The following is a 13,477-nucleotide window of genomic DNA, read 5'->3' as shown; positions in this document are numbered from 1 at the left end:
GTGCCGAGCGCGCAGTTTTCGTGGTAGTTGCCCGGCGAGTCGTCACGAGAACTGCACATCCGAGCGAGCCCGTGACTGGCTGCGGGACATGGGCCGCGTGCGGCCTACATCGCCTCAAGTGATAACAAAATCTGTCATCGTGATGTCGTGGCTGTCGGCTTCGGTGACTTCGTTCGCATCCGGCGGGGGATTCTGGGTCTCTCGCAGCGGGAGCTCGCCGAGCGCTCCGGCATCAAGCAACCTCTGATCGCCGCAATCGAGACAGGACGACGGCAACCGTCCGAGCCGGCCCGTTCGGCGCTGACGGCAGCGCTGCCCGTTCGTCCCTCCGAGGCTCTGGCAGCCCGACGTGGGGAAGTGTGCGAGCTCTTCGCCGAGGCGGGGCTGCCGAGCCCGAGGGTGTTCGGATCTGTGGCGCGTGGCGACGACGACTTCGCCTCGGATGTCGACCTCATCGTGGATTTCAGCGATCGCCACGACATCGTCGACCTTCTCGGGTTGCAGCAAGCTCTGGAAGACATGCTCACCGTGCGGGTCGAGATCATCGATGGGCGAGCCGGGGGGCGCGTGGGGGACCGGGCCCGGGAGGAAGCCGTGGCGCTGTGACGTCGGAGGAGAATGCAGACGAGCGCGTTCGCCGTCGTTTACAGGACGTCGCCGATTTCGCGGCGGATGCGGCCTACACGGTGGGACTCGGTCTGGATGCCTACCTGGAGGACAGTCCCTACGGGCGCGTGCTGCGGAACAACGGCCGGCACATCCTGATCCAGGTAGCCACGATCGTCGAGAAGCTGCCGGAGACGTTCAAGTCCGAGTTCCCCGGCGTCGACTGGGTGGCGATCGGACGGATGCGAAACCTGATCGCACACCACTACGACCAGGTGAACGACCGTCTCGTGTACTCGGCCTTGGCGACGCGGATCCCCGAGCTGAGCGCCACGCTGGGGCATTGAGCTCGGTTCTCCGCCGCCCGCCTCGCAGGCTGGACAACGCCGGACATCGACAACCGTCGCGTTCGTTGTCGATGTCCGGAGCAGGTGTGGAGGGGCGGGCGCAACGCCCTGCGGCGCAACTCACCGGCGGTCGCGACGTCGTCGCTTCGGCACCCGTCGGCGCTCGACGGACTCGACGAACCCCAGGGCCGCGCCGGCGGCCACGGCGACGATCGCCGCAGCTGCCAGGACCTGCGTCGACGCCGTGAACGCGGTGACCGCAACGACGAACACCACCCAGGTCGCGGCGGCCGCCATCGCCTTCGGGTCGGCCCACCGCGACCGACGAGTCGAGCGCAGGTGCAAGCGCTGCCAAAGCACCCGCTCTGCGGCGTCGCACAACTCCTCCACCGCCACCCGCGCCGCGGTGACCTCCTCGGCGCCGGACGACACGAGCAGGGTGCGTACCCAGGTCGGGTCGGTGTGCGCCGGACGGGCCTCGGCGGACAGCACGGCCAGTTCGACGAGTCGTACCCGTGCCCGGGCGACATCGTCGAGGGCGGTGCGGATCTCGTCGGGGTCGAGCGTCTCGTGCCGCCGCAGCGCGGTCAGCAGGCGACGGTGATCGGCATGCAGTTGTGCGCGCAGGCCCGCCCAGCCGATCAGGTGGTACAGCATCTCCCGGCCGTGCGCACCGACGTGTCCGCCGCCGGTGACGAGGTCGAGTAGCAAAGCCCGGCCGTCCCCGCGTACGGCCACGTCCGTCGCTGCCGGTCGGTGCCAGGCCTGCAATCGTCCGCACGAGCGTGCGGCCGCTTCGGCCAGTGCACCAGCGGGTGGGCAGTCCACCAGCCGGCGCACCGCCTCGCGCCCGTCGCCGGCAACCTCGACCACCAAACCCTCGATCGAGGGTTCGTCGGTGAGGAAAGGCGCGGTGCGGACGGCCACCTGCGCGAGCGGGCGGTACACCTCGGTGTCGGGCAACCGCGTGTCCAGCCGCGGGAACAGGTCCACCAGACTGGCGTCGGCGGTGATCCCGAACGGGGCGAGGAAGGTGTCGAGGGTTCGCCGGAAGCCCGTCTCGGCGCCGTCGAACAGGGGGTCGCTGTGCCAGGTGAGCACGGCACCCGGTGGGTCGGCGGACAGGATCTCGCAGACCAGTACCGGTCCGGCGCCAGGGACCTCCCACAGCGACGCACATGCGCCCGCCGGTCCGTCGTACGGCCGCGAGTGCGCGGCGGAGGCGGGCGTCCCGAAGGTCAGGCGGGTGCCGGGCTCGGTGCGGTGCCGGAACGCCAGCAGGGCCCCGGGGCGTTCGAGGTAGTCGGTGCCGCCGGCGATCCGGGCCGGCAGAAACGGCTCGGCGTAGGACACGGCGGGTACCGGGGGCGGTACAGGCCGTTCGCCGATGTCCAGGGGTAGGAACATCACCTTCAGCACAGCGGCCCGCACGGGTGTGCTGCCCGGCTCGAGCCGGGCTACGGGCGCGCTCGCAGGGATGCGCATCATGGTTCGGTCATCGCTTTCGACACCGGCCCCACCGGGCCGAGACGACGCTCCGTCCCGGATACATCGGCCGGGACGGAGCGAGGGGAGATGTTCAGTGCGGTGTGCGCGCGTCGGTGGTGTCCTGCAGGGCCACCACGTGTGCCAAGGCGTCGTGGAGCCCGCGGCGGTAGCCCGCGGTATGGGTGGACGATCCGACGGTCGCCAGTTCGTTTTCCAGATTGCTGCGAATATTCTGCAGCGCGTGTCTGGTGATTTTCATGCGGCTCGTGCCTTCTGCTCGGTGCTGTCCTTTCTCGCCATCGAAAATCCGGAGCATCGGGCGAGTTCGTCGAGTACGTACAACCGGGCGGTTTCCAGCCCCTGGCGGTATCCCGGAAAATCGATTTCGAGATTCCGGCCTCGCGTCATCATTTCCCCGATATTCCGGTAGAGGGTCTCCAGAGTCGTTGTCGTGGAGTGCATTCGAATGAGTGTCCTGGCTCTGCTCGAGTGATCAGCTCTTGCGCTTGCGGATGAGCTGACCCGCATCCTGAGCCTTGGCGCGTTTTTCCGCGCGGCGCTCCTTCAAAGCGCGGGCGGACTGTTTGGAACTTTTGACGGCGGACTTGGCAGCCATTGTCAATCCTTTCCGAATCGGCAATCGCGAACTCGGCTCGACCATACCCAAAAGAAAAAATAAGTCCACTTCGGAGAGGCGGCGTTCCCACACCCGCGCGCCGCCCGGTCATCCGAGTCGACGATCGTCGCCGCGGATGACCGGCCGGCGCGCGGCTGTTGCCGGTGGACAGCCGACTGCACCGGCAAGGCCGGCGTGATCGGATTCTGCACGGGCGGAGGGTTTGCGGTGCTCGCCGCGGCACCGAACTACGGGATGCTGCCGAGGAACGCGACCGAGGTACTGCGGGGCGCGGCCGGGAAGCTCGAGCGGGTGCTGTCCGAGCGGGTACCCGCTCTCCGGCCGGTCATCCGCTCTGACGATCGTCGCCGCGGATGACTGGGCGGCGAGCGGCTCCCATCGGTGACCTGACTCGAGCGCCGGACGGGTGTCGGCCGCGCCGCACGAGCCTCGTCAACGGACTCGACAGCAGCAACAGCAGCAGCGGATAGTACGACAGCGGCGGGACGGTGACGCTCAGGACCAGTGCGACCAGCAGGAGCGCCGTCAACGCGACGGTCCCCGCCAGATCCGGTGGCGCGGCACCTGCCGTGATGGCCGGGTGCCGGCCGGCGGCCCACGCCGACAGCATCAGCGCCGCCCCGCTCGCCGCCATGGTGCCGATGTACAGCGCGCGTGTCGCGGTCTCGTCGGAGTTCGTGGCCACCAGCGCGGAGGGAAAGGGCAGAAAGATGATGGTGAATGCCCACAGGAACAGGGCCCGATCGACCCAGGGATCGTCGGCGACGATGTCGCGCACCAGCCGGTGCTGCCCCCACCAGAACCGGAAGATGACGACGAAGCTCAGGGCGAACGCCCCGAGCGCCCCGGCGGCGTCGTGCAGCAATTCGATCGTCGTCCCCTCGTGATCGGAGGCTCGATCGACGAGCGGCAACACCAGCAGGGTGATCGCGATGGCCACGATCGCGTCGAGGAACGTCAGATACCGTTCGAAGCTCCGGGCCCGCTCTCTCGGTTCCGTCATGGCTCCTCAGCATGGCATCGCGCGTCCCGGCTCGGGGCCGAACCGGCGGTCAGGGCCGCGGGTCCGTGCGGGTCCACCGGGGCCGATCGTGGCGCGTGGCCGCGGTGCAGCGGCGGCACGGTACGACACCGTGTTCGCCGGTGTCCGCGAGGTACAGCGCCTCGCTCCACGGCACGTGCGGGAACCGGGCGAGGCGGGCACGGGAGAGCGGAACGCCGCACAGGGTCTGATTGGTGCCGGGCGTCCAGGCGTGCGTATCGCCGCGCGGGTATCGGATTCCGTCGTCGTCGATCCACCGGCTCGACGCCGCGACCGCGGGTTCGGTTCGCCTGGCCATGAGTCCGGGTTCCCCGGCCGGGGCGGAGCCACGCACCCGAGGAAAGATGAAGGACCGACACGCCCGGTCGCCTCACGGCGAAAGGCGCAATGCAGCTCCAGCCGGACGGAACTCTGCAAAGGCAGAAATATTGAGCCCGGGGGACACGGAGCGTGCCGATCCGAACTCTTCAACACGGACCCGTTCCCGGGTATTCCGACCGCAACCCGGTGAACTGTGTCACGGATCGATCTCACGTTTCCGTCCGTGGAGGCGTCTACCTCGTATACGCCGGATGGAAGGATCGAACTTGTGAACGCGACGCGAACCCACACGGTCGTCGACTCACCGATCGGACCGCTGACTTTGGTGCGGACCGACGGGTCCCTCAGCGGCCTGTACCTCGCCGAACACCGGCACCGGCCCGGCCCGCACGCCTTCGGGGATGTCGCAGCGACCGGCTTCGAGGAGATCATCGAGCAGCTCGACGAGTACTTCGCGGGCCGGCGCACCGAGTTCACCGTGCTGCTCGAGCTGCACGGGACCCCGTTCCAGCGCCGGGTATGGCAGGCGCTGCAGAGCGTCCCGTACGGCACGGTGTGCACATACACCGAGCTCGCTGCCGCGGTCGGGCACCCCACCGCCGTGCGGGCGGTGGCCGCCGCGAACGGCCGCAACCCGGTGAGCATCGTGGTGCCCTGCCACCGCGTGATCGGTCGCGACGGCACCCTCACCGGGTACGCCGGCGGTCTCGACCGCAAGCGTTACCTGCTCGACCGGGAGGCGCAGGTGACCCGTGCACGCCAGTGACCCGCTGCCCCCGTTCGAGCGGGTCGTCGCCGAACACGGCGGCACCGTCCTGCGGGTGTGCCGTGCGCTGCTCGGTCCCGTCGATGCCGACGACGCCTGGTCCGAGACGTTCCTCGCCGCCCTGCGGGCCTACCCGGCGCTGCGTCCGGGCAGCAACGTCGAAGCGTGGCTCGTGACGATCGCCCATCGCAAGGCCGTCGACGTCCATCGGTCCCGGGCTCGCACGCCGGTACCGGTCGCCGTTCTCCCGGAGCGCCCGGCCGAGGTGGGCATCCCCGCACCCGACGACGACCTGTGGTCCGCGGTCGCCGCGCTGCCGTTCACCCAACGCGCTGCCGTCGTCTACCACCATGTGGTCGGTCTGCCCTACGCCGAGATCGCCACGATCCTCGGCAACTCCACCGACGCCGCGCGCCGCGCCGCCGCCGACGGCCGGGCCGCGCTGCGCCGCCGCTATCCGACGGAGGAACCGTCATGACGCTCGAACCGTCCCCTGTCGACACCGCCGACCTGACCCGCCTGCATGCCCGGCTGACCGCCGCTGCCGCCGACGCCGACCTGCTCGACGTCGCCTACCGCATCGTCGACACCCCGGTGGGACCGCTGCTGCTCGCCGCCACCCCCGCCGGACTCGTGCGAGTCGCCTACGCCGTCGAGAACCACGACGCGGTCCTCGACCGGCTCGCCGCCGACCTCAGCCCCCGCATCCTGGCCGCGCCCGCGCGGCTCGACACCGCCGCCCGCCAACTCGACGAGTACTTCCGCGGCACCCGAACCACGTTCGACCTGCCGCTCGACCTGAGCCTGGCGCGGGGCTTCCGGCGCGAGGTGATCACGCACCTGCCCGGCTACGGCCGGACCGCGAGCTACGCCGAGGTGGCGGCCGTGGCGGGCAGCCCCCGGGCCGTCAGGGCGGTGGGCACGGCATGCGCGACGAATCCGCTGCCCGTCGTCCTGCCGTGCCATCGCGTGGTGCGCAGCGACGGCGACCTCGGCCGGTACGTGGGCGGAGTGGAGGCCAAGCGCGTCCTGCTCCGGCTCGAGCTCGCGGCGTGAGCGTCGTCCTGCGGCCGACCGTGACGCCGCCGCTGGCCGCGGCGCCGATGCTCGCCGCGCTGCGCGGCCACACCGTCCCCGGCCTCGAACGGCACGACGTGGACACCGGCACGCACGTCCGGTCGGTGCGGGGGCGGCACAGTCCCGCGGTGGTCGCGATCCGGCCCCGCTCCGAGCACGTGTCCGTCCGGATCGACGCGGACCGTCGCGACCTACCCGAGCTCGAGCAGACGGTCCGGCGGTGGCTGGACCTCGATGCCGACCCGGCCCCGATCGACGCTGCGCTCGACGCCGATCCGTACCTCGCGCCCATGGTGGCGGCCCGGCCGGGACTGCGCGTGCTCGGAACGACGGACTGGTTCGACACCGCCGTGCAGACCGTGCTGGGACAGCAGGTCAGCGTCGCGGCGGCCGCCACGTTCGCCGGCCGCCTCGTCGCGCGCTACGGCGATCCGGGACGCGACGGTCTGCGCTGCTTCCCGTCGCCGAGTGGGCTCGCGGGTGCGGATCCGCACGAACTGCAGGCGGCGGTGGGGCTGACCGGTGCCCGGGTGCGTACCGTGCTCGTGCTCGCCCGCGCCGCAGCCGACGGTCTCGACCCGTCCGACCCGGTGCGGTTCCGCCGGGACCTTCTCGCGCTGCCGGGAATCGGGCCGTGGACCGTGGATTACCTCGCCGTGCGCGTGCTCGGGGACCGCGACGCCTGTCCCGCCGGAGATCTGGTGCTGCGCAGGGCCCTCGGCGTGGACACCGCCGGTGCGGTGACGGCCCGGGTGCAGCGATGGAGTCCGTGGCGGGCCTACGCCGCGTTCCACCTGTGGACGTACGCCGCCTACGGCTCGTCGGCGCCGTAGCAGTCGCGCACCGAGACCTGCATGGGGAAGCGCACTTTCGTGTCACCGAACAGCAACCGGGTGGCTGACCCCACCGCGGCGGACAGATGTGCCGTCGCAGTCTCCGGCGTGCGGGTGTGCACCACGATCTCGTCGTGCTGGAAGAAGACGAGTTCACCGGCGTCGTCGGCGGCCAGGCGCAGGCGCAGATCGGCCAGCACGCACAGCGCCCACTCGGCGGCCGTCGCCTGGACGACGAAGTTGCGGGTGAACCGTCCCCGGGCCCGCGCGTCGCCGTGCGTGAAGAAGCCGGCGTCGGGGGGCGGGCACGCGCGACCCAGCCACGAATGCACCACCTCGCCGCGTTCCCCGGCCCGCGCGGCGCGCTCGACGAACTCCACCGCCTCGGGAAAACTCCGCCGCAGCATCGTGAGCAACGCCCGTGACTCGCCGGACGTCGCGCCGTAGAGCACACCGAGCACGGCCACCTTCGCCTTCGCGCGGTCGCCGCCGAACGTGGTCGCCGCCACCGGCGCGTACAGGTCCTCGGCCCCCGCCGCCGTCGTCATCCGCGGGTCGCCGGACATCGCGGCGAGGATGCGCGGTTCGAGCTGGCCGGCATCGGCGATCACGAAAACGTGGCCGGGCTCGGCGATCACGCTCGACCGCAGCGCCTTCGGGATCTGCAGGGCGCCACCGCCACGGCTCGCCCAGCGCCCGGACACCACGGCGCCGGGTACATAGACCGGGCGGAACCGGCCGTCGCGTACCCAGGTGTCGAGCCAGTGCCAGCCGTTGGTGCTGTGCAGCTTCGACAGATCCCGGTGCTGCAGGAGCAGCGGCACCGCCGGATGGTCGAGTTCGCGCAGTACCCGTTTGCGGGTGGACGGCACCTCGATGCCTTCGCGCCGGAACGCGTCGAGCACCTCGGTGTGCGAGGCGGGGTTGAGCGCACGACCGAACACCGCACCGATCCTTGCGTTCAGTTCGGTTATCCGAGGCGGCAACCCGTCGTCGGTGGGGCGTGGCCCGAGGGTGCGCTCGAGCACCTGCCGGTGGGCGTCGGCGGAGAACGGCAACCCGTCGAAGCCCATCTCAGCGGCGGCCAGCGTGCCCGCCGATTCGGCGGCGACGAGCAGTTCGAGCCGGGCACGGCCGCCGAGTTCGGCGCGCTGCCGGGCGAACTCGGCGAGCACCGAGTCGAGGTCGGCGGAGGGGACGACGTCGAACAGTCCCGGACGCTCGTCGACCGATTGCTCCGGTGGTGCGGGAATCCCGGCGCGCACGTTCAGGATCGCGCGTGTCGAGGCGAGGTCGTGGCATCGGCGCACGCGGGCTCCGCCGCGCAGCAGTGCGGGGTAGACGGAGGCGGTGCCGGTCCAGATCCACCGTGGCGGGTCCGTCGCCTCGCACCCCCGGACGAATGCCGTGAGGTCGTCGTGGTGTTCGGCCGCGGCGAGCGGTCGTCCGTCGGCGTCGACCGGAACGGTCCATCCGCCGGGCGACTGCCCGCCGGCGGTGTCGGGAACCAGGACGGTGCGCACCCGTCCAGTCTGCACCCCGTCCGATTTCATCCCTCGTTTCACCCCGTCGCGGCTGGGCCGGGCGGAAGCGGAACGCTACCTTCGGGACCTGGGACCTCGCTGCTCTGCCCTCGAGGAGCAGCGGGGTCCTGTCTCACGCGTCCTGCGCCGGAACGAGTGCGGGCTCGGCGTCGCTGCGGCGGTGGAACCCGCGCACGTCGTAGATCCGGGTCACGACCGCGCCCAGCACGAGGCCGATCCCGAGGCCGAGCAGGGTCATCAGGACGCCGCGGGTCAGCCCGGCGGGGCCGCTGCCGTCGAAGTACAGGATGGCCCGGGTCGCGACGTACACCTGGTGCATCGGTTCGAAGGTCGACAGCCACGCGTACAGCGGCGGCATCGCCTCGAGCGGCACGGTCCCGCCCGACGACGGCAGGCCCAGGATGATGAAGATCAACAGGTTCACCAGCAGTCCGGCGGAACCGAACACGGCCATCACCGAGATCGAGGTGACGCCCACGGCCGTGATTGCGAGGGCCCCGTACTCCCACAGCAGCAGGGCACGGGTCACCGGCATGCCGAGCAGGGTGGCGATCCACAGGTAGAGCGCCGAGACGATCAACCCGAGGATCACCATGATCGCCCACTTCACGAGCAGCACCCGGAACCGCGACAGATGCGCCGTCTTCCGGTCGACGTACCACGGTCCGTACTCGGTGGGGACGAATCCGAGGGCGCTGTCGACGAGCGAGTTGACGATGGTGGCGCCGGTGAAGCCCGCGAGGATGAGCAGGAGCGTGTAGTAAAACGCGGACAGGCCCAGCCCGGTGCCGTCGGGCAGCGGCTTGTGCTCGACGAAGCGGACGTCGATGGGATCGGCCAGCGCCAACCGGCTGCCGCCGGACAGCTGAAGATCCGGGGCGCTGGTGGCGAGGGTGTCGGTGACCGTGGTGGTGAGTTGCTCCCCGACGGTGGTGTTCACGGTGGTCAGGGCACGGTCGGCGATCGACTCGACGATGCCCTTGCCGAAGGTGCCGGTGCGGGGGTTGGTGTAGACGGTGATGATCGGCTTCTCGATGTCGCCGGGGATCACGCTGCCCTGCGCCAGGATGGACGTGCGCTTGGTGAAGTCGCTCGGGATCACGATCGCGCCGTAGAGCCGGCCCGAGTCGAGCCCCGAGATCGCCCCGGAGATCCCGACCTGCTGCAGGTCGATCTCCGCCGGATCGACCCCGTCGGCGACGGCGGCGGTGATCTCGGCGCCGAGATTGCGCTGCTGGTCCGAACCGGGCAGCACGTCGCCGACGTCCTGGTTGACGATGGCGACCGGGAACCTGTGCAGATTGTCGGCCGGATTGATCATGCTGCCGATGTAGAGGGCCGCCAGGGCCGCCATCACAGCGGTGACCACGACGACCGGCGCGAGCCAGAAGCGGGGGCTGCGCAGGGTGCCGGCGTGCGGGTCGGCGCTGATCTCCGTCGAACTCATTCCAGGCCTTCCGTGATGTGTGGAGTCGGTGCGGTGCCCTTCAATTGTGCACACCCGTAGTCAGATGTGGATGCTTCCCCGCCGTCTCGTGGTACGAGACACGAAACATGCACGCCCGCGAGGCGGCTCACTCCCGGACTGTATGGTGCCCCGCGGAACAATTCGATACGGGGGGATTTCATGGGGGAGATCGTGCACGCGGGCCGGACGTCCGTCGCGAAACGGCTGGTGCCGGTGCTCGTGTCGTCGCTGCTGCTCGCGGGCTGCGGCGGCGAGAGCCGGGATCACATCGCCGAAACCTACGAGCATCGGGAGACGAGGAGAAACACCGAGGTCTACCACTCGCCGGATCCGGTGCAGGTGACGGTCGAGGCGATCGTGCGCAGGCAGGAGCCGACCGCGCAGACGGTCGATCGCGGCCGGTGGGAGCTGCGATTCCCCGGTGACGTCGTGACCGTCGAGGCCGCGGCCGAGGGCGGCAGCACAGTCACCGTCCGGGACCTCGACCGGCGACCGCGCCGGGGTCTGCTGCAGCGGCTGGGGGCGCTGTTCGGGTCCGACTCGTCCGGAGCGGGGCACCGGCCGGGATCCGAGCGAGGGGTGAGGTAGGTGCGGCACTACACCGCTCTGGATCGGACCCGTTCGACGGTGCCGGAGTACTTCTCCGCGGAGGATCCGAGATGCTGCTCGGTCACTCGCGGCACGCGCCGGCCACCCGGACATCACGTTCAGTGGAGAAAGCGGATCGTTCCTCGAATAATTGTGCAACGCAATGAGTTCGAGATAGGAGCGGAAAGCGATTCAGCGAGCGAGCAGTCGAGCAGTACGAGATCGGCGGGCGCGCCCGGGACGACCGTTCGCGGTCGGCCGCCGGGCCGGTCGGGCGGGGTGAGGTAGCGGTCGAGGGCCTCGTTGGCGGTGATGGTCTCCTGTGCTCCGACGACTTGGCCGGTGGGGGCGCGGCGGTCGGTTGCGGCGGCGATCACCGCCCACGGGTCGAGTGGTCCGTAGGGGGCGTCGCTGGACATCGCCAGGGGCACATCGTTGTCGACCAGTGACCGGCAGCGGTACAGGTCCGGCAGATCCCGCGGGTCGACGCGGTCGAGGTAGTCGTCGCCGCGGTGGGTGAGGAATCCGGGTTGGGTGACGACGCACAGATCGTGGCGGTGCAGCTCGGGGATCGACTCGGCCGGGATCAGTGCGCCGTGTTCGATCCGGTCGCCGGGCAGGGTGCCGACCTCGTCGAACGCCGCCAAGAGCAGGAGGAGTGCTTCGCGGCTGACGCAGTGCACCGCGACCGGGCGGCCGTGGGCGTGGGCGCGGCGGACGGTGTCGGAGAGGGCCTCGAAGTCGGGCAGCCCCGAGTCGGCGAGCACGATCTTGTAGGGGCCGGTGGTCACGGTCGCCGGCCGGGACGCCGGATCGTCGCCGACCGGTGCGCCGAGCAGATGCAGTCGCTGCGGGAGAGCGCCGGTGGTGTGCGCGTCGATGAGTGCTGCTAGTGAGTCCGGGGGCAGGTCCGGGGTGGCGTCGGTGACTCCGGTGATGCCGAACCGGGTCAGGTCCGTGCCGACGGCGTCGAGCGGTGGGGGGCCGGTGGCGGGCAGTCGCTCGCGCAGCCAGGCGTCCGCGCGCCACACCCGCCCGGTTGGGCGGCCGGTGTGGTCGCGCTCGACCCCCGGATGGTCGGCCGACTCGAGCCCGACCAGCGCCGAAGCGGCCGAATTGAGTATCCAGACCGCGCCGCTTCGGTGCTGCATGCGCACCGGGCGCCGTGCGTGCAGCCGGTCGAGAGCGGCGGCGTCGAGCAGGCCGGCGACCGTCTCGACGTACCCGACCCCGCGGATCCAGCCGTCGCCGGGCGCGGCGTCCAGCGCGCGCGCCAGCTCGGCGGGCATGCGAACCTGCGGGGGACCGCACCGCACCGAGGCGGCGTCGGCGGCCATCGCGTGCAGATGCAGGTGATGATCGTGCAGCCCCGGCAGCAACGCGCCACCGCGGCCGTCGACGACTTCGGCGCCGTCGGCGGCGAGGCCGACACCGATCTGTGCGACGCGGCCGTCGCGGACCGCGACGTCGCGCAGACCGGACGGCAATTCGACGCGGCGCAGCAGCAGGCCGGTCACGACGCGATCCCCAGTTCGGCGAGCACCGACGCGGTGTCCCGGCCCGGCGCGGCGACGGCGCCGCGCGGGGTGCGGCGCTGCGGTTCCGCGATCGCCGCGGGTCCCGTCGCGGTGTCGATCCACCAGCGGCCGTGTCGCCGATACGCGTGCCCAGCAACGGCTTCGATCAAGGTCAAGGTGGCTGCCACGACCGCCGCCATCGAGATGTCCCATAGCGTCCCGGAACCGTCGGCGGGGGCGGACATCGCCAAGGCCGCCGCCGTCAGGCCGGTCAGCGGGTCGGCGAGCGCGTCGCCGACGAACATCGGCCCGGCGCCGTCGCGCGCGACGAGTCCGGCACCGGCGGCGATGTCGTCGCCGAAGCCGATCCGGTCCGAGGCGCGCCCGCACGCGGTGATCGAGATCCAGGTCCCGCCCCGGGCCACGAATCCGTCCGGGTCCACCCCGAATCCGCGCAGGGCCCGCGGACGCGAGGCCTCGATCACGATGTCGGCGGCGGCGACGAGCGCCGCCAGGGCCTCACGCTCGCGCACGAGCGTGGGGTCGAGCACCACGGACTCGTGACCGCCGTGCAGCAGGCGGTAGAACTCGGCGTTGCCGCGACGGGCCCCGTCCGGGCGCGACGGGGTCTCGACCTTGACCACCCGCGCCCCGGCCAGCCCCAGCAGATGTGCGCACAACGGACCGGCCCACAGGGCGCTGAAGTCGACCACGCGCAACCCGGCGACCGGGCGCGCGTTCAGCGGCCGCAGCGTCTGCGGGACGGGGCCGCCGGGCGGGGCAACGGGTCCGGCCGCCACGCCGAGCAGCTCGGCGCGCTCGGCGAGCTCGGCGCCGGAGTGCTCGCGCAGCCACGCCTGTACCGCGGGCCACGGGTCCTCGCCCACGTCGGCGCCCACGAGCGCGCCGAGCAGCGACGGGTCGTCGGGTCGGGCGCAGGAGACGGCGGCCCACCCGTCGGCGGTGGGCAGCAGCCGGCACGCTCCGCCGGCCGACGTCGCGCCCGCCCGGCGATGCCCGGTGAAGGCGGCGCGTTCGGAAAGCAGCGCGGCCCCGTCGAGGGTCACCGCGCCGCCGGTGACCTCGGCGATCCACGCGGTGCGCTCGCGTGCGACGGTCGCCGCCCGGCCCGGCGGGATCAACGGGGGGCCGTCGGGACGGCCGGTGAGGAAGGCGATGCCGCTCTCGGCCCAGTCCCGCACCGGATCAGGGCACGCAGGGGTCGACACGTGGCCGATGCTAC

General features: G+C 71.3%; 16 protein-coding genes. 7 read left to right on the top strand and 9 right to left on the bottom strand.

Annotation, left to right across the window (positions count from 1 at the left end):
- Nucleotides 1-147 precede the first annotated feature (147 nt).
- Together AC2IPW_RS22635 and AC2IPW_RS22630 are read left to right on the top strand one after the other, a co-directional pair.
- Complete coding sequence (locus AC2IPW_RS22635; protein ID WP_486375761.1) at nt 148-606, top strand: helix-turn-helix domain-containing protein; 459 nt, start codon at nt 148-150, stop codon at nt 604-606.
- Nucleotides 603-953, top strand: a complete 351-nt coding sequence (locus tag AC2IPW_RS22630; RefSeq protein ID WP_416062048.1) for a HepT-like ribonuclease domain-containing protein — start codon at nt 603-605, stop codon at nt 951-953. The genes AC2IPW_RS22635 and AC2IPW_RS22630 overlap by 4 nt, the downstream gene beginning before the upstream one ends.
- 120 nt (nt 954-1,073) lie before the next feature.
- On the opposite strand, the gene AC2IPW_RS22625 is transcribed toward AC2IPW_RS22630, so the two are convergent.
- The 5 genes from AC2IPW_RS22625 to AC2IPW_RS22605 all read right to left on the bottom strand — a co-directional run bounded on the left by AC2IPW_RS22625 (nt 1,074) and on the right by AC2IPW_RS22605 (nt 4,418).
- On the bottom strand, nt 1,074-2,441 hold the full coding sequence (locus AC2IPW_RS22625; protein ID WP_486375760.1) for a hypothetical protein: 1,368 nt from the start codon (nt 2,439-2,441) through the stop codon (nt 1,074-1,076).
- Between the two features lie 91 nt (nt 2,442-2,532).
- Nucleotides 2,533-2,700 (bottom strand): hypothetical protein, encoded by a 168-nt coding sequence (locus AC2IPW_RS22620; RefSeq protein WP_210063094.1) that lies wholly within the window; start codon nt 2,698-2,700, stop codon nt 2,533-2,535.
- Nucleotides 2,701-2,934: 234 nt separating this feature from the next.
- Nucleotides 2,935-3,057 (bottom strand): hypothetical protein, encoded by a 123-nt coding sequence (locus tag AC2IPW_RS22615; protein WP_255325546.1) that lies wholly within the window; start codon nt 3,055-3,057, stop codon nt 2,935-2,937.
- 346 nt (nt 3,058-3,403) lie between these two features.
- Nucleotides 3,404-4,081 carry a TMEM175 family protein gene (locus AC2IPW_RS22610; protein WP_486375759.1) on the bottom strand — a complete coding sequence of 226 codons (678 nt, stop codon included), beginning with the start codon at nt 4,079-4,081 and terminating at the stop codon, nt 3,404-3,406.
- A gap of 49 nt (nt 4,082-4,130) precedes the next feature.
- Complete coding sequence (locus tag AC2IPW_RS22605) at nt 4,131-4,418, bottom strand: hypothetical protein (RefSeq protein WP_054372104.1); 288 nt, start codon at nt 4,416-4,418, stop codon at nt 4,131-4,133.
- Between the two features lie 291 nt (nt 4,419-4,709).
- Between AC2IPW_RS22605 and AC2IPW_RS22600 the strand changes: the two genes are divergently transcribed.
- From AC2IPW_RS22600 to AC2IPW_RS22585, 4 genes are read left to right on the top strand one after another with little or no spacing between them, the layout of a single operon-like run.
- Complete coding sequence (locus tag AC2IPW_RS22600; RefSeq protein ID WP_486375758.1) at nt 4,710-5,207, top strand: methylated-DNA--[protein]-cysteine S-methyltransferase; 498 nt, start codon at nt 4,710-4,712, stop codon at nt 5,205-5,207.
- A complete protein-coding gene (locus tag AC2IPW_RS22595; protein ID WP_003934429.1) occupies nt 5,194-5,685 on the top strand; it encodes an RNA polymerase sigma factor in 492 nt (163 codons plus the stop codon). Before AC2IPW_RS22600 ends, AC2IPW_RS22595 begins: the two co-directional genes overlap by 14 nt.
- Nucleotides 5,682-6,263 (top strand): methylated-DNA--[protein]-cysteine S-methyltransferase, encoded by a 582-nt coding sequence (locus AC2IPW_RS22590; RefSeq protein ID WP_003934428.1) that lies wholly within the window; start codon nt 5,682-5,684, stop codon nt 6,261-6,263. The genes AC2IPW_RS22595 and AC2IPW_RS22590 overlap by 4 nt, the downstream gene beginning before the upstream one ends.
- Complete coding sequence (locus AC2IPW_RS22585; protein ID WP_486375757.1) at nt 6,260-7,117, top strand: DNA-3-methyladenine glycosylase family protein; 858 nt, start codon at nt 6,260-6,262, stop codon at nt 7,115-7,117. Before AC2IPW_RS22590 ends, AC2IPW_RS22585 begins: the two co-directional genes overlap by 4 nt.
- On the opposite strand, the gene AC2IPW_RS22580 is transcribed toward AC2IPW_RS22585, so the two are convergent.
- Together AC2IPW_RS22580 and AC2IPW_RS22575 are read right to left on the bottom strand one after the other, a co-directional pair.
- Nucleotides 7,096-8,670 (bottom strand): bifunctional 3'-5' exonuclease/DNA polymerase, encoded by a 1,575-nt coding sequence (locus AC2IPW_RS22580; protein ID WP_486375756.1) that lies wholly within the window; start codon nt 8,668-8,670, stop codon nt 7,096-7,098. The two genes, AC2IPW_RS22585 and AC2IPW_RS22580, sit on opposite strands and share 22 nt — an antisense overlap.
- 103 nt (nt 8,671-8,773) lie before the next feature.
- Nucleotides 8,774-10,108, bottom strand: a complete 1,335-nt coding sequence (locus AC2IPW_RS22575; RefSeq protein WP_486375755.1) for a YhgE/Pip domain-containing protein — start codon at nt 10,106-10,108, stop codon at nt 8,774-8,776.
- 180 nt (nt 10,109-10,288) lie between these two features.
- On the opposite strand from AC2IPW_RS22575, the gene AC2IPW_RS22570 reads away from it, so the two are divergent.
- The gene (locus tag AC2IPW_RS22570; RefSeq protein WP_003934424.1) at nt 10,289-10,717 is read left to right on the top strand and encodes a DUF4247 domain-containing protein; all 429 of its coding nucleotides are present in this window, start codon (nt 10,289-10,291) and stop codon (nt 10,715-10,717) included.
- Nucleotides 10,718-10,836: 119 nt separating this feature from the next.
- Here the strand turns inward: AC2IPW_RS22570 and AC2IPW_RS22565 are convergent, their stop codons facing one another.
- On the bottom strand, nt 10,837-12,234 hold the full coding sequence (locus tag AC2IPW_RS22565) for an amidohydrolase family protein (protein WP_486375754.1): 1,398 nt from the start codon (nt 12,232-12,234) through the stop codon (nt 10,837-10,839).
- Nucleotides 12,231-13,463: a CoA transferase gene (locus tag AC2IPW_RS22560; protein WP_486375753.1), complete on the bottom strand. Its 1,233-nt coding sequence runs from the start codon at nt 13,461-13,463 to the stop codon at nt 12,231-12,233. The genes AC2IPW_RS22565 and AC2IPW_RS22560 overlap by 4 nt, the downstream gene beginning before the upstream one ends.
- Nucleotides 13,464-13,477 lie beyond the last annotated feature (14 nt).

It is taken from the genome of Rhodococcus sp. NS-SX18 (genome assembly GCF_057367935.1).
This window is presented reverse-complemented; position numbering and strand designations above follow the sequence as displayed.